Raw genomic sequence first — 17,844 nt, 5'->3', positions numbered from 1 at the left:
GTTACTCATGTAATGAACCATAGCAGTGACGGCGTAGCATTGGCCACGTGGTCGGGATCGCGATTCTGTGCGCGGTGCTCGCCGCCGGGTGCAGTGCGCTCGGCGCGCTCTGGCAGCACGCCGGGGTACGGGAGCTGACCGGCCTGAAGCTGACCTCGGCGCACCGGCTGATGTCGTCGCGCCGCTGGGTCTACGGCTTCCTGGTGCTGTTCGGCTGCGCGGTTCTCCAGGTCATCGCACTGGCGCTGGCTCCGGTTTCCGTTGTCGCGCCGCTGAACGCGCTCGCCATCCCGATCATCGCCGTCGCACGGGCACGGAAGCTGACCGGGCTGCTCGCGGTGGCGGTGCTGGTCGCGACAGCCGGGATCGTCGTGTTCGTGTCCATCACGGCGGGCGAGGCGGTGCCGGCCGAGGTCTCCCCGAAGGTCGCGTTGCAGGCCAGCCAACTGGTCGTCGCGGGCGTCCTGGTCTGCACGGTCGCGGCGACGTTCAGCACCGGTGCGGTGCGGGCGTTCTCGCTCGCCGTCGGTGCCGGAATCCTCTACGGCCTGGTAGCCGTGCTGGTCCGCGACGTGACGACAGCGCTGCCGGAGATCGAGTGGATGTCGCTGATCGGGCTGGCGGTGGCGTTCCTCGTGGGCGCCTGGTTCATCCAGCTCGGGTACGCCGCCGGGCCGCCGGATCTCATCGTCGCCGGGCAGACCGTGGTGAACCCGATCGTCGCGGCCTGGATCGGCATCAAGCTGCTGGGCGAGGGCACCGGCATGAGCGGCCTCACGCAGGCGGCCCTGGTGATCAGCGCGACAGCCGCGGTCACCGGAACCGTCGTGCTGGCCTACTACCACCGTGCCAGGGTGGAGGCATGACCTTCGTCGTGACCGGCGGCAGCGGCGCACTCGGCCGGCATGTCGTCGCCGCACTGCCCGGCGCCAGGTCCGTGTCGCGGTCCACCGGCACGGATCTGTTGCGCGGCACAGGTTTGGGCGCTTTGAGGGCAGACGTGGTGGTGCACTGCGCCACGTCGTTCCGGCGCGAAGTCGACATGGCACGGGCGGTGCTCGCGGCCAAACCCGCGTACCTGGTGTACATCTCGATCGTCGGCTGCGACCAGGTCCCGCTCCCTTACTACAAGCAGAAGCACGCCACCGAGCGGTTGATCGTCGAGTCCGGTGTGCCGCACACGATCCTGCGGGCCACGCAGTTCCACTCGTTGCTGCGCAGGATGTTCGACACCGCGTCGAAGCTGCCGCTGATGCCCGTGCCGGGGTTCGCGTTCCAGCCCGTCGACGAGGCCGAGGTGGCCCTGGAGCTGGCGTCACTGGCCCAGGGCGCACCCGCCGGCATGGCACCCGAGATGGGCGGGCCGGAGATCCGCGAAGCCGTCGATCTCGCGCGAATCTATTTGGCCGCAACGGGAAAGCAGCGCAGGTTGGTGCCGCTGAAGGTGCCGGGAGCGACGTATCGCGCCTACCGCGCGGGCGGGAACCTGACTCCCGGCCGCGCGGTGGGCAAGCGAACGTTCAGCGAGTACGTCAGCGGATAGAGGCGGGACGGAGATCCGTCCAGTTCTTCTCCACGTACTCCAGGCACGCCTCGCGACTCTCCTCGCCGAACACCTGGGTCCACCCCGCGGGCACCTCCGCGAACGCAGGCCACAGCGAGTGCTGCTGCTCTTCGTTGACCAGCACGAAGAAACGGCCCTGCGGGTCCTCGAACGGGTTGGTCATCACTAGCCCTTCCTGATGGAACTACTTGACTGCTTGGAGCTTCAGCTCTGCCTGGTGCTGCTGCACCCGCCGCAGAACCGAGTCGAGAATCTCGCCGACGCGCACGGCCGTGTTCGAGAGCAACGACGACGTGATGCCGTGCGTGTGCTCCGTACCGCCCTGCAGGTAGATGCCGCCGGAGATCTCGTTGTTCGTGACGACACGGTAGTCACGGGTGACCTTCAACCGGCCGCGCTCGTCGCGTTCGCAGTGGTCCGCGAGACCACCGAGCAACCTGACCGGGTTCGCCGGCCGGTACCCGGTCGCGTAGACGATCACGTCCGCGTCGATCGGCAGCCGGCCGCCGTCCGCGAGCGACTCGATCACGCACTTGCCGTCCGGGTTGACGTCGGTGAGCTGGGAGGTGTTGTGCAGCAACAACCTCTGCTGCCCGACGACCTTCTCCCGGTACACCCGCCGGTACAGCTCCTCGATCAGGTCCTGGTCGACGACGCCGTAGTTCGTGTTGGCGTGGTAGCCCATGAGCTTGCGCTTGACCTCCTCCGGCGCGGAGTAGAAGTCGTCCACCGCGGCGGGGTCGAAGATCCGGTTCGCGAACGAGCTGTCGTCGGCGGGGCTGTACCCGTACCGCGCGAAGACCCCGTGCACCTCGGCCGCGGGGAAGCGGTCGTGGAAGAACGCCACCGTCTCCGCCGCGCTCTGCCCGGCGCCGACCACGACGACGTGCCGGGGATCCCGCAGGCTGTCGATCCGCGTCAGCAGGTCCTTGTTGTGCCAGACCCGCTCGCCGGTCTCGACGCCGTCCGGCAGGTTCGCCTCCAGCCCGGTCGCCAGCACGAGGTTGCGGGTCCTGACCGACTCGTCGCCGACGGTGATGTCGAACCCGTCGTCGCAGGTCCGGACCCCGGTGACCTCGGCGCCGTACGAGACGTGGTGCTCGACGCGCGCCGCGGCCCACTCGAAGTAGTCGTGGAACTCCTTGCGCAGCGGAAAGAGGTTCTTGTGGTTGACGAAGTCCACCAGCCGCCCGCGGTCGCGCAAATAGCACAGGAAGCTGAAGGTGCTGGTGGGGTTCCGCAGCGTGACCAGGTCCTTGAGGAACGACACCTGCATGGTGGCGTCCTCCAGCAGCATCCCCCGATGCCAGCCGAACCGCGCCTGCCTCTCGAAGAAGCGCGCCCGGACGGGCCGCTCGTGCTCCTCCACGGCGATCGCGAGAGCGAGGTTGGACGGGCCGAAGCCAATGCCGGCCAGGTCTAACACCGGTTCCATCGCGATCCTCTCCAGGCACTCCCGGGCAGCGTAAAGTAACCCTAACTTAACTAAGGCATGCCTTAGCTAGTACATTCGGACGTGATCTACGCCGCTGTACCGGGAGAACGGTCGTGCTCGAGCGCGGCTCAAGCCGATGGCGAGGGCGAGGGCGGCGGTGGCTTCGACGAAAGCCCTGGTCAGGCCTGCCGTTCCTCGCGCTGACGTTGGCATTCATGCCCGACAGCGATCCAATGCGTCGGAAACCGATCGCGCCTGGACACACACGAGCTGAAGTGCGGGTCATTGGACACGAGCGTCACCGGCACTGCGAGGACAGCGGGAAAGGCCATCATCACCGCTGCCGACGAAGTTCAGTACGGCGACAAGCCCGGCGACCACATCAGCGATGTTGCCGAGCACCCGCGGAGATGGAACCGGCCCAGCCGCCGTGGGGGCGCAGAGATTCCACGACGGCCGGGCCGGAGAACGGGGGACCTAGACCCGCGATCGCGTGATCAGGTCCCGGTACCACTGCGCGCTCTGCTTCAGAGTCCGCGCCTGAGTCTCGTAATCCACCCGGACGATGCCGAAACGCTTGGCATACCCGTAGCCCCACTCGAAGTTGTCCATCAGCGACCACGCCAGGTACCCGCGGACATCAGCACCCGCACGAACAGCGGCAGCCACCGCCGAGATGTGCGACTCCAGGTACGACACCCGGTCGACGTCGGCGACGTACCCGTCCTCGACGTCCAGGTCGTCGAAGGCGGCACCGTTCTCGGTGATCACCATCGGCACGCCGTAGTCCTGCTGCAACCGCACCAGCAACGAGGTGAACCCCTCGGGCACGATCTCCCACCCCATGGCGGTGACGGGCCGCCCCTGCGGCACCACCTCGGCCGCGGCGGGATCATCGGTCGCCTTCAGGACGTGCGAGGTGTAGTAGTTGACCCCGAGCACGTCCAGCGGCGTGGAGATGATCTCCAGGTCACCGGAGCGAACCGGGATCTCGGCGTCGCGAGTGGCGATGTCGACGAGCACGTCTTCGGGATACCGCCCGTGCACCAGCGGATCCAGGTAGATCCGGGTGCCCAGCCCGTCGGCCCGGCGAGCCGCGTCGACATCGCGAGGATCGTCGGACGCCGGTGTGTGGACGCCCATGTTCAGCGTGATCCCCAACGACGCCACGCCACGCGACCGCAGCTCCTGCGCGGCGAGACCGTGGGCCAGCAGCAGGTGGTGGACCGCCCGCATCGACTCGGCGAAGTTCTTGCGGCCCGGCGCGTGCCGTCCGGTGTCGTAGCCCAGCATCGCCGAGCACCAGGGCTCGTTCAGCGTCGTCCAGGTGGGCACGCGGTCGCCCAGCGCGTCGTGCACCAGGCCGGCGTACTCGGCGAAGCGGTAGGCGGTGTCGCGGTGCGGCCAGCCGCCGGCGTCCTCCAGCTCCTGCGGCAGGTCCCAGTGGTACAGGGTCAGCCAGGGGTCGACGCCCTTCTCCAGCAGCTCGTCCACGAGCCGGGAGTAGAAGTCCATTCCCTTGGCGTTGACGGGACCGCGGCCACCCGGCTGCACCCGCGGCCACGACACCGAGAACCGGTACTTGTCCACGCCCAGGCGCGCGATCATCGCGACGTCGGACGGCATCCGGTGGTAGTGATCGCAGGCGACGTCGCCGTTCTCGCCGTTGGCCACCGCACCCGGACGGCGGGAGAAGGTGTCCCAGATGGACAGTGTGCGCCCGTCCTCCTCGAACGCCCCCTCGATCTGGTAGGCGGAGGTGGCCACACCCCAGAAGAAGTCGGCCGGCAGCCCGGCAGTCACCTCAGACACGCGCGTCCTCCAACCAACAGGCCACCCTGCGCCGTTCCTCGACGATCTCCAGTGACGGCATCCGCTCACCGCACACGTCCATCGCCGACGGACACCGCGGGTGGAACGGGCATCCGGTGGGCATCGAGCGCAGGTCCGGCGGCGACCCGGGAATCCCCTTCAGCTCCCGCCGCGGCCCGCGCAGGGCGGGGAACGACCCGAGCAGACCCTGGCTGTACGGGTGCTTGGCGGCGCGGTAGATCTCAGACGCCGGAGCCTCCTCCACCACCCGTCCGCCGTACATGATCGCGATGCGGTCGGAGAACTCGACCAGCAGCGAGATGTCGTGGGTGATGAAGACGACCGAGAAGCCGAGCGTCTCGCGCAGCCTCATCATCTGGCCGAGGATCTGCCGCTGCACCACCACGTCCAGCGCAGTCGTCGGCTCGTCCATGATCACGATCTCGGGTTCCAGCGCGAGCGCCATCGCGATCATCACGCGCTGCCGCATGCCGCCGGACAGCTGGTGCGGGTACGACGCGAGCCGGTCGACCGGGATCCCGACGAGCGACAGCAGTTCGCGGCCACGCGCGGTCCGTTCCGGGCGCTTCATGTCCGGCCGGTGGGTGCGCAGCACGTCGTCGATCTGCGTGCCGACCGAGATCACCGGGTTCAGGGCGTTCATCGCGCCCTGGAACACGATCGCGATCTCGTTCCAGCGCAGCACCTGCAGCTGCTTCTCGGTCAGCGACAACAGGTCCTGCCCCTTGAACAGCACCTGGCCGGACGGCACCTTGCCCGGCGTCTGCAGCAGCCTGGTCGCGGCATAGGCCAAAGTGGACTTGCCGCTGCCGCTCTCCCCCGCCAGGCCGAGGACCTCGCCCGCGTTCAACGTCAGCGAGACGTTGTGCACGGCCCGCAGCGTTCCGTAGTCCACCGAGAGATCGCGGATCTCCAGCACCGGGCTCATGCGCGCACCTTCCGCAGCCGGGGATTCGCGTACTCGTCGATCCCGAAGTTGATCAGTGCCAGCGCCGTGCCGAGCAGTGCTATGCACAGGCCGGCAGGAACGAACCACCACCACGCGCCCTGGCCGAGCGCCTGGTTGCTCTGCGCCCAGAACAGGATCGTGCCCCAGTTCCAGGTCGACAGCGACACGACGCCGACGAACGACAGGGTGATCTGCAGCATGACCGCGAAGATCACCGTGCCGACGAAACCGGAGCCGATCACGGCCAGCAGGTTCGGCAGCACCTCGAACACGATGATGCGCCAGGTCCGTTCCCCGGACGCCCGCGCAGCCTCCACGAAGTCCCTGCGCCGCAACGACATCGTCTGTGCGCGCAGGATCCGGGCGCCCCACGCCCACGCGGTCAGGCTGATCACCGCCGCGATCAGCACGGTGTCCGCGGACGGCAGCATCGAGGCCACGATGATGATCAGCGGCAGCGCCGGGATCACCAGGAAGACGTTGGACAGCATGGACAACGCCTCGTCGGCGGCACCACCGAGGAACCCGGCGGTCACGCCGACCACGATCGACAGGAAGGTCGCCAGCACACCGCAGACGAGCCCGACGATCATCACTCCCCTGGTGCCCACGAGCACCTGGGAGAAGATGTCCTGCCCGGTCATGGTCGTGCCGAACCAGTGCGCGCCCGACGGCGGCGACAGCAGGTCGTCACCCATCGCGGACGGGTCGTACGGCGCGATCCACTCGCCGATCACGGCGATCAGCGCGAAGAAGGCCAGAATGCCCAGGCCCAGCTTGGTCTTGAAGTTCATCGCGGAATCAGCCCTCCCGCCGCGTGCGCGGGTCGAGCAGCAGGTAGCCGACGTCCGCGAGCAGGTTCGCCACCAGCACCGCCAGGGTGATCACCAGGAACACGCCCTGCATCAACGGGTAGTCCTTCGCACCGATGCCCTGGAACAGCACGTATCCCAGGCCGGGATAGGAGAAGACCATCTCCACCAGCAACGCGCCGCCGACGATGAAACCCAGCGACAGCGCGAAACCGGAGATCGACGGCAGCACGGCGTTGCGTGCTGCGTAGGCGAACATGATCCGCCGCTGCGACAGTCCCTTGGCCCGCGCGACCAGCACGTAGTCCTCGGCCGTCACGGTCACCATCATGTTGCGCATGCCCAGGATCCAGCCGGCCACCGAGCTCACCACGATCGTGATGCCCGGCAGCACGGCGTGCTCCAGGACGCTGCCGATGAACTCGCCGGAGAACTCCGGCACCAGCCCTGCCGCGTACCCGCCGGACGCCGGGAACAGCGGCCAGGTCACGGAGAACACCGAGATCGCGATCAGCCCGAGCCAGAAGTACGGGATCGACGACAGGAACGTCGTCACCGGGATGAGCGAGTCCATCCACGACCCGCGCTTCCACCCCGCGTAGACGCCCATCAGGGTGCCCAGCAGGAACGCGATGATCGTGGTGACGCCGACCAGCCCGAGCGTCCACGGCAACGACTGCGACAGCACGTCGGCGACCGGCGTCGGGAAGAACGTGAACGACAGCCCGAGGTCACCCTTCAGCAGCGCACCCCAGTAGTCGAGGTACTGCTCCCAGATCGACTTCTTCTCGTCCAGCCCGAACAGGATGTACAGCGAGGCCATCGCGTCGCTGTTCAACCGGCCGCCGAGCTTGGTGATCATCGCCTGCACCGGGTCACCCGGCAACAGGCGCGGCAGCATGAAGTTCGCCGTGATCGCCGCCCACAGGGTGACCAGGTAGAACAGCGCGCGGCGCAACAGGAACGTCATGCCGCCGCCTCCACGTACAGCCAGCAGGCCGCCCAGTGCCCGTAGGAGTCGACCTCGGTGCGCGGTGGCGCGTCGGTCCAGCAGCGCGACTGCACCTTCGGGCAGCGCGGCGCGAACTGGCAGCCCGCGGACACCGCCGCGACCTCCTCCGGCGGGGCGTCCAGCGCGATCACCGATCGTTCCGGATCGGGCGCGGACTCGATCAGCAGCTGCGTGTACGGGTGCGCCGGCCGTTGCGTCACGGTCTCGCTGTCGCCGCCCTCGACGATCTGCCCGCCGTACATCACGAACGTCTCGTCCGCGAAGTACCGTGCCGACGCGATGTCGTGCGTGATGTAGAGAACCGCGAGCTTCAGCCGTTCCTTCAGGTCCAGCAACAGGTTCAGCACGCCGAGCCGGATGGAGACGTCCAGCATGGACACCGGCTCGTCGGCGAGCAGCACCTCGGGGTGAGCCGCGAGCGCCCGCGCGATCGCCACGCGCTGCCGTTGGCCACCGGACAACTCGTGCGGGTACCGCGCGGCGAAGTCGGCGGGCAGGTTCACCCGCTCCAGCAGTTCCTCCACCGTCTCCGACCGCTTGTGGATCTTCAGCGGCCGGGTCAGGTGGTAGCGGATCGTGTGGATCGGGTTGAGCGATGCGAACGGGTCCTGGAACACCATCTGGACCTTGCGCCGGTACTCCCGGACCCGCCGCACCTTCTTGCCGTCCAACAGGATCTCGCCCGCGGTGGGATCCACCAGCCGCGCCAGCAGCTTCGCCACCGTCGACTTGCCCGATCCCGATTCGCCGACGAGGGCGGTCACGCGCCCGCGGCGCAGGACGATGGAGACGTCCTGCACCGCGCGCACGCGCTTGTAGGTCTTGACCAGACCTTTCGCTTCAAGCGCGACTTCGTTCATTTACGACCCCGCGGGCTTCAGCTTCATGACGATCTGCAGGGCGTTCGGCAGGGTGGCCTGCGGCGGACCGTACGGGTCCTCCTCGGTGGGCCAGCCGACCCAGTTCTTCGTGCTGTACTCCGCACCGATCGGACCGGCGGAGGTCGGGATCATCGGCACCTGCTCGACCATGATCTTCTGCAGCACCGCGAGGCTCTTCGCCCGCGTCGCGTCGTCGGCGGCGTTGGCGTACTCGGCCAGCGCGGCGGTCGCCTCGGGGCTGTTGTAGCGGCCGAAGTTCACCGCGGCGGTCTGCCCGACCGGCTTGACCTCCGCGCCGTCCATGATGTTCTGGTACATCTCGTACGGCGTCGCGCCGGTGTTGGTCCAGCGCAGCGAGCCCTGGAACGCGCCGTTCGCGAAGTCGGTCGTCCACGCGTCCGCGGTCTGCGTGCGCACGGTCGCCTCGATGCCGATCTTCTTCAGGTCGCTCTTGATGATGTCGAGCACCGTCAGGTAGTCGGACCAGCCGGACGGGTTGGTCAGCTCGATCGTGACCGGCTTGCCGCCGGGCGCCTTGAGCACGCCACCGTCCAGGGTGAACCCGGCACCGGCGAGCTTCTGCTTCGCCTTGTCGACGTCGATCTTGAACCGCGCGTCCTTGTACTCCGGCGCGAGGAACGACTCACCGGCGGGCAACGGCATGCCGGTGGGCGACTCGAGCTTCGGGAACAGGCGGGCCTCACCGCGGACGAAGATCGCCTCGCGGTCGATCACGTCGCTCATGGCCGAGCGCAGCACGGCGTTGTCGAACGGCGCGACCGTGGTGTTCAGCCACAGGCCGTGGATGCCGAGACCCGCGGGGAACCACAGCTTGTGGTTGGCGGGGTCCTTGTCGACGTAGAGCTTCTGGTAGTCCGGGATGAAGACGTACGACCACTGGCTCGCGCCCGACGCCAGCGCGGTGGTCTGCGCCGTGTTGTCGTTGTACGAGGTGTACTGGATCTCCGGAACCTTGGGCAGTTCCTGCCAGTACTCGGCCCGCCGCGCGATCGTGACGGTCTGCGAGGTGAACGACTTCAGCTGGTACGGACCGGTGCCGACGGGGTTCGGGTTCGTGTAGGTCGTCGGGTCCGGGACGGTGCTCCAGACGTGCTGGGGAATCACCATCGCGCTGATGACCTTGTTGCGGTTCACGAACTGCGGCGAGGCGAACGTGACCTCGACCTTGCCGTCCGGCGTCGCCGTCGCGGTCTCGACCTTGAGCGAGTCGCGGTTGTTGAGCGCCGGCCACTTCTTGAGGATCTCGTACGAGAAGGCGACGTCGGCCGCGGTGAGCGGCTTGCCGTCGGACCACTTCACGTTCTCCCGGATCGTGAAGGTGACCTTCTTGTAGTTGTCCGCCCAGTCCCACTTCGTCGCGAGCCACGGCACGGGCTCCTGGGCAGGCCGCGTGTTGTTCACGAACGCGAGCGGCTCGTAGATCTGGTAGCGGTAGCCGAGCGAACCCGCTGCCGACGTGGGCAGGAACGGGTTGTGGTTCTCGGTCAGCGGCCCGTTGGGCATGCCCACGGTCAACACTCCTGCGGCCTTTGTCGCGCCGCCGGAGGAGCAACCTGTCGCCGCGAGCGCCAGTGCAAGCGCGACGATGATTGTTCTGCGCATGGGGGAATCTCCCGATACGACGATGCATGAGAGCGCTCTCTCATGCGTACGGCGAACTGGCCAGGCCGCATGCGGTGGCCTGGCGAGTTCGTTCAGTTGTGGTGGAGCGGGTGGGTCAGGGCGCGGATTCGCGCACGATCAAGGAGGTCGGCAGCACCAGCGGATGGTCGGGCATCGGCTGTCCCTCCAGCGTGGAGAGCAGCATCCGCGCGGCGGCGGCACCCATCTCCTGTCCCGGCTGGCGGATCGTCGTCAGCCGGGGCTCGGTGTGGTTCGCGACCGGGACGTCGTCGAAGCCGACCACGGACACGTCGCCGGGGACGGTCCTGCCTGCCTCGCGCAGCGCCCGGAGCACGCCGACCGCGGAAAGGTCGTTGTGCGCGAACACGGCGTCGAACGGGATTCCGCTCGCGATGAGCTTGTCGACGGCGACTTCTCCGCCTTCGGTGGTGAAGTCGCCGTCGACGATGAGGTCCGGGTGCAGCGTCAGGCCCGCTTCCGCCAAAGCGAGCCGGAACCCGTCCAGCCTCGCCTGAGTGCACCCGAAGTGCGGTGGTCCGGTGACGACGGCGAACCTGCGACGACCGGCCGCGACGAGATGCCTCGCGACATCCGCGCCTCCCTGCCGGTTCGTCGTCGTCACCGAAGGGAACTCCGGGTGCGATCCGCGATCGTCGATCATGACGACCGGCAGGCCCGCCCGGTAGAGCGTGGAGATGTAGTGCAGGGTGTCCGGCGGCTCGACCACGAGCAGGCCGTCGAAAGCGTTGGCGGACACGTGGTTCGCGAACTGGTTCAGCGACTCCGGCCCGCGGTTGATCGTGTAGAGCAACAGCCCGTATCCGTCGGCCTCGAGCGTGTCGACGATCCCCTGGAGGACCTCGCCCATCCACGGCCAGGTGAGCGACGGAGCCAGCATGCCGACCGTGCGGGTACGACCCCGCGCCAGGCCGACCGCACGTGCGCTGGGCACGTACCCGATCTCGTCGATGACCTTGCGAACGCGCTGCGCGGTGGAGGCGTCCACGTCCGGCTTACCGTTCAGCACACGTGACACGGTCGCTTTGGACACCTGGGCGCGTTGGGCGACCTCTGCGATCGTGACACGCATGCCGAACTTCCTTCCGCCGCCTCTGAAACCGGTTTCGGTACCGGTTCCGACGAGGTGTGACGGAGTCAACAGCCTGACGTGAGGATTAGTCAATACTCTTGCCGGAACTTCGTGGGAGCGTTTCCACGGAGGCTCACATCACCGCAGGTGAGACCTGATCGGGTGACTCGAATTGAGACTACTTGATCGAGTCCGTGTTTCCGATATCGCTGGGCCGAACGGAGCACTGAACGCCCCGGCGCCGATCGTGCACAATCAAGTGCATGGGGGTTGTCACAGCGGTTTGCCGCAACGAGGAGTACACGTTCACCAAGCCCGTCCGTTCGAGCATCACCCTGCTCGCGGGGCTCGGCGTCGAGGGCGACGTCCACCAGGGCGTCACGGTGAAGCACCGGTCCCGGATGGCGCAGGACCCGACGCAGCCGAACCTGCGGCAGGTGCACCTGATGCACGCCGAACTCTTCGACGAGTTGCGGGACAAGGGTTACCCGGTCGAACCGGGCGAGATCGGCGAGAACGTCACGACCCGCGGCATCGACCTGCTGGGTCTGCCCACCGGGACGTTGCTCCACTTGGGACCAGAGGCCGTGGTCGAGGTGACCGGGCTGCGCAACCCGTGCGTGCAGATCGACGGCTTCTCGAAGGGGCTGCTCAAGGAGGTCGTGGGCAAGGGTTCCGACGGCGAGTTGATCCGGCGCGCGGGGATCATGTCGGTCGTGCTCGTGGGCGGCGTCGTGAGTCCGGGTGACGAGATCCGGGTCGAGCTCCCGGCCGAACCGCACCGCCCGCTGGAGAAGGTCTAGCCGCTCAAGGTGCTCGCCACCCGAACGGCATCTGCAAGTACCACCAACTCTTGATCGAATCGCCGTCAACCACACCCAACCCCGCCGACCGCCGTCCCGCGACTGCGCGACCGTGCCGGTTGGTAGTGGAAAAGTGCTTGTTGATGTTGAGTTGGTGGTACTTGCAGACGCCACCAGGGCGGGCCTGCTCAGTCGTTGCCGAAGTGGTCGTCGAGGATCACCGAGATCGTCCTCGGCGCCTCGACCACCGCCAGGTGCGCCGCGTCCCCGACGATGTAGAGCTCCGAGTCCGGCAGATCGTCCGCGATGTGCCGGGCGAACTCCGTCGGCGTCGCGTGGTCCTGCGCGGCCGCGATCACCACCGTCGGCGCGTCGATCTTCGGCAGATCAGGCCGCAGGTCCATGTCCCGGATCGCTTCGGCGCAGGCGAGGTACGACGCCACGTCGACCCTCAGCAACTCAGCCCGGAACCGCGCCACCTCGGCCGGCGGGAACGCAGGCGTGAACCAGCGCGAGACGATCGCGTCCGCGAGGGGCTCCATCCCGCCCGAGCGCAACGCGGTGATCCTTTCGTCCCAACCGGACTTGTCCGGGTACCACGCCGTCGTGCAGATCAGCGCCAGCCGGGAGATCCGGTCGGTGTGCGCGGCGAGCCACATGCCGACCATCCCGCCGAGCGACACGCCGCAGTAGTACACCTGGCGCAGTCCCAAGTGGTCCAACAGCTCCACCACGTCCGACGCGAGCGTCTCGATCGTGCACGGACCTGGAACCGGCGAGCTGGAGCCGTGGCCGCGGTGGTCGAAGCGCAACAGCCGGAACGGCAGCGAGAAGTCGCGCCACAGCTCGGTCGTCGTGCCGAGCGCGTTGCCGAGCACCAGCACCGGCGCGTCGTCCGGGCCGGTCAGCGTGTGATGCGGGATCACCGGGGGCCACCTCCCTCACTGCGACTGTGCGAGTGTGCAGGGAGGTTTCCCCGGACGCACCCCGAATCCACACGGGACGACCCCGGTCCGGCTCCGCCGGAAGCGTGATGAGACGCAGGCGGCTTTCCGTTCGTCGACAACCACCGGCCTGGCCCCCGCCGAAACACCGTTACGGGTAGCAGAATGAGGGCTTGTCCAGCCGCCGGCCGCAGCCATCGATCTCAGCCACCGACCTTCCGGGAAGCCGATGAACTCCGTTGCTCCGTTCGCACACGAGGCCCTGTTCTACCGGGGCGAGGACGACTTCCTCGCCGGTACGGCCAGATTCGTGGCGGACGGCGTCGACAGCGGCGAGCCCGTGCTGGTCGCGGTGCCGGAGCCGAGCATCGCCCTGCTGCGCGGACAGCTGGGTGGCAGGGCCGACCAGGTGCACTTCATCAACATGACCGAGGCCGGCCGCAACCCCGGCCGGATCATCCCCGGCGTGCTGATGGCGTTCAGCGCGAGCGCCCCGCAGAGCCGGGTCCGCATGGTCGGCGAACCGGTGTGGCCGGGCCGCACCGAGCTCGAGTACCCGGCGTGCGTGCAGCACGAGGCGTTGATCAACACGGCGTTCGAGGGCCGCCGCGGCACGTTGCTGTGCCCCTACGACGCCGGTGCACTGCCGGAGCACGTGCTGGAGGACGCCCGGCGCACCCACCCGGTCGTGATCGACGGCTCCAGACGGGTCGCGAGCGCGGGATACACCGACCCGGCCGGACTGGCCGACGTCTACAACGTGCCGTTACCGCCGCCGCCCGCGTCGGCGGAGGAGCACAACTTCTCCGTCGGCACGCTCGCGCACATGCGCAAGCTCGTGTCGGCGTACGCGACGTGGTTGCGGCGTGAGCAGATCGAGGATCTGGTGCTCGCGGTGAACGAGCTCGCGACGAACAGCATCCTGCACGCGTCCGGCCGCGGGAAGCTGCGGATGTGGCGTGAGGGCGACACCGTCGTGTGTGAGGTGAGCGACTCCGGCAAGGGTTTCCCGCCGGCGTTCACCGGCCTGTCCGGCTTCGGGATCGTGATGGTGAACCTGTTGTGTGACCTGGTTCGCACCCACACGAGTCACAGCGGTACCACCGTTCGAGTGTACTTGGGCCGGTAGAGAGTCAGCGCCATCTCATAGAAATGCGCACGACACGCGGACCTGGTTGCCTGACACACCTATGACAGAGCAACTCTCCCCCCTCGACATCGCTTTCCTCGCCATGGAAGGCAACAACAATCCGTTGCACCTCGGCGCGGTCGCGACCTTCGCACCCTCCACTCCGGTGCATCCGGCTCGCATCGCCGCTGTGCTGTGCGAACGGGCGCAGGAGATCCCGCGCCTGCGTCAACGCGCCCGCACGTCGTTCCTGGGTGGCGCGCGCTGGGTGGAGGACCCCGGTTTCGCGCCGGAGGACCACGTCTTCACGCACCACGTGCGCGGCCGGGAACGGTTCGCCACCTTGGTCTCCCACCTCATGGCGCAGCCGCTCGACCTCGCGCGCCCGCCGTGGGAGCTGCACGTCATCACCGGCCTCGCGGGCGGGCGGTTCGCGGTCGTCGCCAAGCTGCACCACTCGCTGTGCGACGGCATGAAGGCCGTCGGCCTGGGAATCCAGCTGTTCGACCCCTCGCGGCTGTCCATTCCGGACGCTCCGGAACCGGTCTCGCGCTCGATCATCCCGTCGATGCCGTCGCTGCAGGGGATCAAGGACACGATCGACATCGCCTCGTCGGTGCTGATGAACACCCGCCCGCCGACGCTGAACTCGCCGGTGCTCACCCAGTCCACCCGGCCACGCCGCGTGGTGATGTCGCGACTGGATCTCGCGGACGTGCACCGAATCCGGCGCGCGCACGGCGGCACGGTGAACGACGTGCTGCTCGCGCTCGTCACAGGTGCGTTGCGGCACTGGCTTTCCGCGCACGACAGCGCGGGCCCCTCCTCGGTCGTCCGCGCGCTGATCCCGGTTAACCAGCGCTCACGCTCCGGCGACGCGGCGTCGGGCAACCAGATCTCCGGTTTCCTGGTGGCGTTGCCCGTCGGCGAACCGGACCCGGTGGAACGGCTGCGCTCCATCCGCGAGCAGATGGAGACGGCGAAGGCCGCCGGTCCCGACCGGGGCGCCGGAGCGTTGCCGAAGCTCGCGGACAAGGTGCCGCCACTGGTGCACCGCCTGGCCGCGCCCGTGGCCTCCCGCTGCGCTCCCCTGCTGTTCGACACGCTGGTCACGTCGGTGCCGCTGCCGTCGGTGCCGCTGTCGCTGGACGGTGCCGCGCTGTGCGAGATGTACCCGGTCGCCCCCGTCGCGCCAGGCCACGCGGTGGGCGTCGCCCTGTCGGTCTACCGGTCCTCCGTGCACGTCTGCCTGAACACGAACCAGTCGTGGATGTCCGACGCGCAGTGGCTCGACGGCGTGCTGCGACGCGAGGTGGCGTCCCTTCAGGACGCACGCGAGCTGGTGGGTTTGCCGAGGTAGAGGCACGGGAAAACCTGGCAGCATGAGCAACACCGTGGTCCTCGACGTCGACGGCACCCTCGTCGACACCAACTACCACCACACGGTGGCGTGGCTGCGCGCCTTCCGCGGCGCCGACATCACCGTCCCCGGATGGCGCGTGCACCGCGCGATCGGCATGGGCGGCGACAAACTGGTGGCCGCCGTGGCCGGTGACAAGGTGGAACAGGACCACGGCGACGAGCTGCGCACCGCCTGGGAGCGGCACTTCGACGCCGTGATCGACGAGATCCAGCCCCTCGAGGGCGCGCACCGCCTGGTCCGCGCCGCCACCGAGCTGGGACTGTCCGTCGTGCTCGCCAGCTCCGGCAAGCGCAAGCACATCGAGCACTACCTGAAGCTCATCGATCCGGGCGACGTCGCGTGGACGTCGTCCGACGACGTCGAGGACAGCAAGCCGGCGCCGGACCTGATCCAGGTGGCGCTGCGGTCGGTGAAGAGCTCCCGCGCGGTCGTCATCGGCGACTCGGTGTGGGACTGCGAGGCCGCCGCACGGGCCGGGCTGCCGTCGATCGGACTGCTGACCGGCGGGTTCGGCGAGGACGAGCTGGTCGACCGCGGGGCATCGGCGGTGTACGCGGACCTGGACTCGCTGCGGGCGGAGCTGTCCGACCTGCCGTTCGCCGAGGTCACCGAGCCCAACGCCTGAGAAAAGCCGTTGGATCACTGGCCGCATCACCTCATACGGTGACGCGGTGAACGATCACTCCGAGACACCTGTCGCGCCCATCCAGGCCTTCGAACCGCCCTACTACGTGGCCGTCTTCACCACGGTGCGAACCCAGGAGCAGCACGGCTACAGCGAGACCAACGCGCGTATGGAAGAGCTGGTGAAGGACGTCCCCGGCTACCTGGGGATGGACCACGCGCAGACGCCCGGCGGCCTGGGCATCACCGTCGGGTACTTCCGCGACGCCGACGCCCTCACGCAGTGGCGGTCCAACGCCGAGCACCGCACGGCGCAGCAGCGCGGGCGGGCCGAGTGGTACGAGAGCTACACGCTGCACGTGGCGAAAGTGGAGCGCAGCCACGGGTTCACCCGCGAGCCTTAGGGCGCGGGCACCGACGTGGTGGTCGGGACCGACGACTCCGTGCGGTCCTTCTTCTTGCCCTTCTGCCTGTCCTCGCTGGGCTTGGCCGACTCCCCGGTCGGCACCGCAGCACCGCCCTCCGTGCCCGCCGGCGACGAGGTGGGCGGCGGCACCGTCCCCGGCACCGCACCTCCTGGCTGCGGTGCCCCTGGCCCGTCCGTCGTCTGCACGACGGTGACCGTGGAAGGCGTCACCGTCACCACCTGGGTCCGCGGATCCTGGATCACGGTCTGGTCCGCGGCCGGCGCCTCGCTGCCGCCCCCGCCGAGGTTCGCCACCGCGACCGCCACCGCCGTCGCGGCCAGCGCGCAGGCGGCGGAGATCGCCAAACGCTTGCCCCGCCACTGCCGGGGCAACTCGGGCGCAACGGAGGCCGAGACCACGGCCGGAGCCGACACCGCCGCGTCCGGCAGCAACGCCGGCAACCCGCGGCTGGCCTCGAAAGCAGCCGAAAGCGACCGGGCGCACTGAGCAGCGGTGGGCCGGCGGGACGGATCCATTTCCGTCATCGCGGACAGCAACGACACCCAGGCCAGCGGCAGGTCGATCGGGATCCGCGGCGCCCGCGCCAGCCGGGCCAGCGCGGCCTCGGCGTCGCCACCGGGGTACTCGACCCGTCCGGTCAGGCACTCGAGCAGCACCAGGCCCAGCGCGTACACGTCCGCGGCCGGACCCACGTCACCACCGCGAACCTGCTCCGGTGACAGGTATCCCGCGGTCCCGACCAGGACCCCGGACGTCGTCACCCGCGTCACCTCGGCGACCAGCGCGAGACCGAAGTCCGCCAGGTAGGCCTGCTTCTCCTCGTCGTCGAGCAGGATGTTCGACGGCTTGATGTCGCGGTGCACCACGCCGAGCGCGTGCACGTGGTCCAGCACCGAGGCGACCTGGCTGCCGAACCGCGCCACGAACCGGGGCGGCAGCGGCTCGCGCATGCGCTGGCGCAGGGTGCCGCCGGTGATCTCGCGCATCACGAAGTAGGGGCGGCGCGACAACGAGCCGGACGCGTAGACCGGGATGATGCCGGGGCATTCGAGCGACGACAGCATGGTCGCCTCGCGCTGCAACCGCAGTTCGTCGTCGGGGAGGCCGGGGCCCGCGAAGATCTTGATGGCGACCGAGGACGTGGTCGATCGGTCGTACGCGCGGTAGACCTCGGCCATGCCACCGGACCCGAGCAGTGAGCCGACCACGTAGCGATCATCGATCACCGCGCCGGTCAGGTCACCGTCCCAGGATGCGCTCATGGGCCTCCGCT

18 protein-coding genes are annotated in these 17,844 nt (G+C 68.5%); 7 read left to right on the top strand and 11 right to left on the bottom strand.

Annotated elements, in window-relative coordinates; all coding sequences use genetic code 11:
• Positions 1–47: 47 nt before the first annotated feature.
• Both ACWGE0_RS19875 and ACWGE0_RS19870 read left to right on the top strand, forming a co-directional pair.
• Positions 48–866, top strand: coding sequence for a hypothetical protein (locus tag ACWGE0_RS19875; protein ID WP_452262363.1), 819 nt, complete (start codon positions 48–50; stop codon positions 864–866).
• On the top strand, positions 863–1,543 hold the full coding sequence (locus tag ACWGE0_RS19870) for an SDR family oxidoreductase (RefSeq protein WP_452262362.1): 681 nt from the start codon (positions 863–865) through the stop codon (positions 1,541–1,543). Before ACWGE0_RS19875 ends, ACWGE0_RS19870 begins: the two co-directional genes overlap by 4 nt.
• Here the strand turns inward: ACWGE0_RS19870 and ACWGE0_RS19865 are convergent.
• From ACWGE0_RS19865 to ACWGE0_RS19825, 9 genes are all read right to left on the bottom strand, one after another.
• Positions 1,533–1,727, bottom strand: coding sequence for an MbtH family protein (locus ACWGE0_RS19865; RefSeq protein ID WP_452262361.1), 195 nt, complete (start codon positions 1,725–1,727; stop codon positions 1,533–1,535). The genes ACWGE0_RS19870 and ACWGE0_RS19865 overlap by 11 nt on opposite strands.
• Positions 1,728–1,748: 21 nt before the next feature.
• Positions 1,749–2,999 (bottom strand): lysine N(6)-hydroxylase/L-ornithine N(5)-oxygenase family protein, encoded by a 1,251-nt coding sequence (locus ACWGE0_RS19860; RefSeq protein WP_452262360.1) that lies wholly within the window; start codon positions 2,997–2,999, stop codon positions 1,749–1,751.
• 477 nt (positions 3,000–3,476) lie between these two features.
• Entirely contained in the window at positions 3,477–4,811 is a 1,335-nt protein-coding gene (locus tag ACWGE0_RS19855) for a GH1 family beta-glucosidase (protein WP_452262359.1), read from the bottom strand.
• The gene (locus ACWGE0_RS19850) at positions 4,804–5,760 is read right to left on the bottom strand and encodes an ABC transporter ATP-binding protein (RefSeq protein ID WP_452262358.1); all 957 of its coding nucleotides are present in this window, start codon (positions 5,758–5,760) and stop codon (positions 4,804–4,806) included. The genes ACWGE0_RS19855 and ACWGE0_RS19850 overlap by 8 nt, the downstream gene beginning before the upstream one ends.
• Positions 5,757–6,575, bottom strand: coding sequence for an ABC transporter permease (locus tag ACWGE0_RS19845; protein ID WP_452262357.1), 819 nt, complete (start codon positions 6,573–6,575; stop codon positions 5,757–5,759). The genes ACWGE0_RS19850 and ACWGE0_RS19845 overlap by 4 nt, the downstream gene beginning before the upstream one ends.
• Before the next feature lie 7 nt (positions 6,576–6,582).
• The gene (locus ACWGE0_RS19840; RefSeq protein WP_319963577.1) at positions 6,583–7,563 is read right to left on the bottom strand and encodes an ABC transporter permease; all 981 of its coding nucleotides are present in this window, start codon (positions 7,561–7,563) and stop codon (positions 6,583–6,585) included.
• The gene (locus tag ACWGE0_RS19835; protein WP_452262356.1) at positions 7,560–8,465 is read right to left on the bottom strand and encodes an ABC transporter ATP-binding protein; all 906 of its coding nucleotides are present in this window, start codon (positions 8,463–8,465) and stop codon (positions 7,560–7,562) included. Before ACWGE0_RS19835 ends, ACWGE0_RS19840 begins: the two co-directional genes overlap by 4 nt.
• A complete protein-coding gene (locus ACWGE0_RS19830) occupies positions 8,466–10,109 on the bottom strand; it encodes an ABC transporter substrate-binding protein (protein WP_452262355.1) in 1,644 nt (547 codons plus the stop codon).
• Between the two features lie 115 nt (positions 10,110–10,224).
• Positions 10,225–11,220: a LacI family DNA-binding transcriptional regulator gene (locus ACWGE0_RS19825; protein WP_452262354.1), complete on the bottom strand. Its 996-nt coding sequence runs from the start codon at positions 11,218–11,220 to the stop codon at positions 10,225–10,227.
• A 263-nt stretch (positions 11,221–11,483) separates the two neighbouring features.
• Between ACWGE0_RS19825 and ACWGE0_RS19820 the strand changes: the two genes are divergently transcribed.
• On the top strand, positions 11,484–12,023 hold the full coding sequence (locus ACWGE0_RS19820; RefSeq protein WP_452262353.1) for an MOSC domain-containing protein: 540 nt from the start codon (positions 11,484–11,486) through the stop codon (positions 12,021–12,023).
• Positions 12,024–12,211: 188 nt separating this feature from the next.
• Here the strand turns inward: ACWGE0_RS19820 and ACWGE0_RS19815 are convergent, their stop codons facing one another.
• Positions 12,212–12,949: an alpha/beta fold hydrolase gene (locus tag ACWGE0_RS19815; protein ID WP_452262352.1), complete on the bottom strand. Its 738-nt coding sequence runs from the start codon at positions 12,947–12,949 to the stop codon at positions 12,212–12,214.
• A 247-nt stretch (positions 12,950–13,196) separates the two neighbouring features.
• On the opposite strand from ACWGE0_RS19815, the gene ACWGE0_RS19810 reads away from it, so the two are divergent.
• The 4 genes from ACWGE0_RS19810 to ACWGE0_RS19795 all read left to right on the top strand — a co-directional run bounded on the left by ACWGE0_RS19810 (position 13,197) and on the right by ACWGE0_RS19795 (position 16,547).
• Positions 13,197–14,096, top strand: a complete 900-nt coding sequence (locus ACWGE0_RS19810) for an anti-sigma factor RsbA family regulatory protein (RefSeq protein ID WP_452262351.1) — start codon at positions 13,197–13,199, stop codon at positions 14,094–14,096.
• A gap of 61 nt (positions 14,097–14,157) precedes the next feature.
• Positions 14,158–15,456 carry a wax ester/triacylglycerol synthase family O-acyltransferase gene (locus ACWGE0_RS19805; protein ID WP_452262350.1) on the top strand — a complete coding sequence of 433 codons (1,299 nt, stop codon included), beginning with the start codon at positions 14,158–14,160 and terminating at the stop codon, positions 15,454–15,456.
• 22 nt (positions 15,457–15,478) lie between these two features.
• Entirely contained in the window at positions 15,479–16,144 is a 666-nt protein-coding gene (locus tag ACWGE0_RS19800; protein ID WP_452262349.1) for an HAD family hydrolase, read from the top strand.
• A 46-nt stretch (positions 16,145–16,190) separates the two neighbouring features.
• Positions 16,191–16,547, top strand: coding sequence for an antibiotic biosynthesis monooxygenase family protein (locus ACWGE0_RS19795; protein WP_452262348.1), 357 nt, complete (start codon positions 16,191–16,193; stop codon positions 16,545–16,547).
• Here the strand turns inward: ACWGE0_RS19795 and ACWGE0_RS19790 are convergent.
• Positions 16,544–17,833, bottom strand: a complete 1,290-nt coding sequence (locus ACWGE0_RS19790) for a serine/threonine-protein kinase (RefSeq protein ID WP_452262347.1) — start codon at positions 17,831–17,833, stop codon at positions 16,544–16,546. The genes ACWGE0_RS19795 and ACWGE0_RS19790 overlap by 4 nt on opposite strands.
• Positions 17,834–17,844: the final 11 nt, after the last annotated feature.

It is taken from the genome of Lentzea sp. NPDC054927, assembly GCF_053610285.1.
Note: the sequence above shows the minus strand (reverse complement) of the source record. Positions and strands in the feature narration are given on the sequence as shown.

Bases quoted from the DNA above. Each gene is read 5' to 3' on its own strand.
- ACWGE0_RS19860 (WP_452262360.1), bottom strand. From the start codon at position 2,999: ATGGAACCGGTGTTAGACCTGGCCGGCATTGGCTTCGGCCCGTCCAAC.
- ACWGE0_RS19870 (WP_452262362.1), top strand. From the start codon at position 863: ATGACCTTCGTCGTGACCGGCGGCAGCGGCGCACTCGGCCGGCATGTC.
- ACWGE0_RS19835 (WP_452262356.1), bottom strand. From the start codon at position 8,465: ATGAACGAAGTCGCGCTTGAAGCGAAAGGTCTGGTCAAGACCTACAAG.
- ACWGE0_RS19850 (WP_452262358.1), bottom strand. From the start codon at position 5,760: ATGAGCCCGGTGCTGGAGATCCGCGATCTCTCGGTGGACTACGGAACG.
- ACWGE0_RS19800 (WP_452262349.1), top strand. From the start codon at position 15,479: ATGAGCAACACCGTGGTCCTCGACGTCGACGGCACCCTCGTCGACACC.
- ACWGE0_RS19845 (WP_452262357.1), bottom strand. From the start codon at position 6,575: ATGAACTTCAAGACCAAGCTGGGCCTGGGCATTCTGGCCTTCTTCGCG.
- ACWGE0_RS19790 (WP_452262347.1), bottom strand. From the start codon at position 17,833: ATGAGCGCATCCTGGGACGGTGACCTGACCGGCGCGGTGATCGATGAT.
- ACWGE0_RS19810 (WP_452262351.1), top strand. From the start codon at position 13,197: ATGAACTCCGTTGCTCCGTTCGCACACGAGGCCCTGTTCTACCGGGGC.
- ACWGE0_RS19840 (WP_319963577.1), bottom strand. From the start codon at position 7,563: ATGACGTTCCTGTTGCGCCGCGCGCTGTTCTACCTGGTCACCCTGTGG.
- ACWGE0_RS19820 (WP_452262353.1), top strand. From the start codon at position 11,484: ATGGGGGTTGTCACAGCGGTTTGCCGCAACGAGGAGTACACGTTCACC.
- ACWGE0_RS19830 (WP_452262355.1), bottom strand. From the start codon at position 10,109: ATGCGCAGAACAATCATCGTCGCGCTTGCACTGGCGCTCGCGGCGACA.
- ACWGE0_RS19865 (WP_452262361.1), bottom strand. From the start codon at position 1,727: ATGACCAACCCGTTCGAGGACCCGCAGGGCCGTTTCTTCGTGCTGGTC.
- ACWGE0_RS19825 (WP_452262354.1), bottom strand. From the start codon at position 11,220: ATGCGTGTCACGATCGCAGAGGTCGCCCAACGCGCCCAGGTGTCCAAA.
- ACWGE0_RS19805 (WP_452262350.1), top strand. From the start codon at position 14,158: ATGACAGAGCAACTCTCCCCCCTCGACATCGCTTTCCTCGCCATGGAA.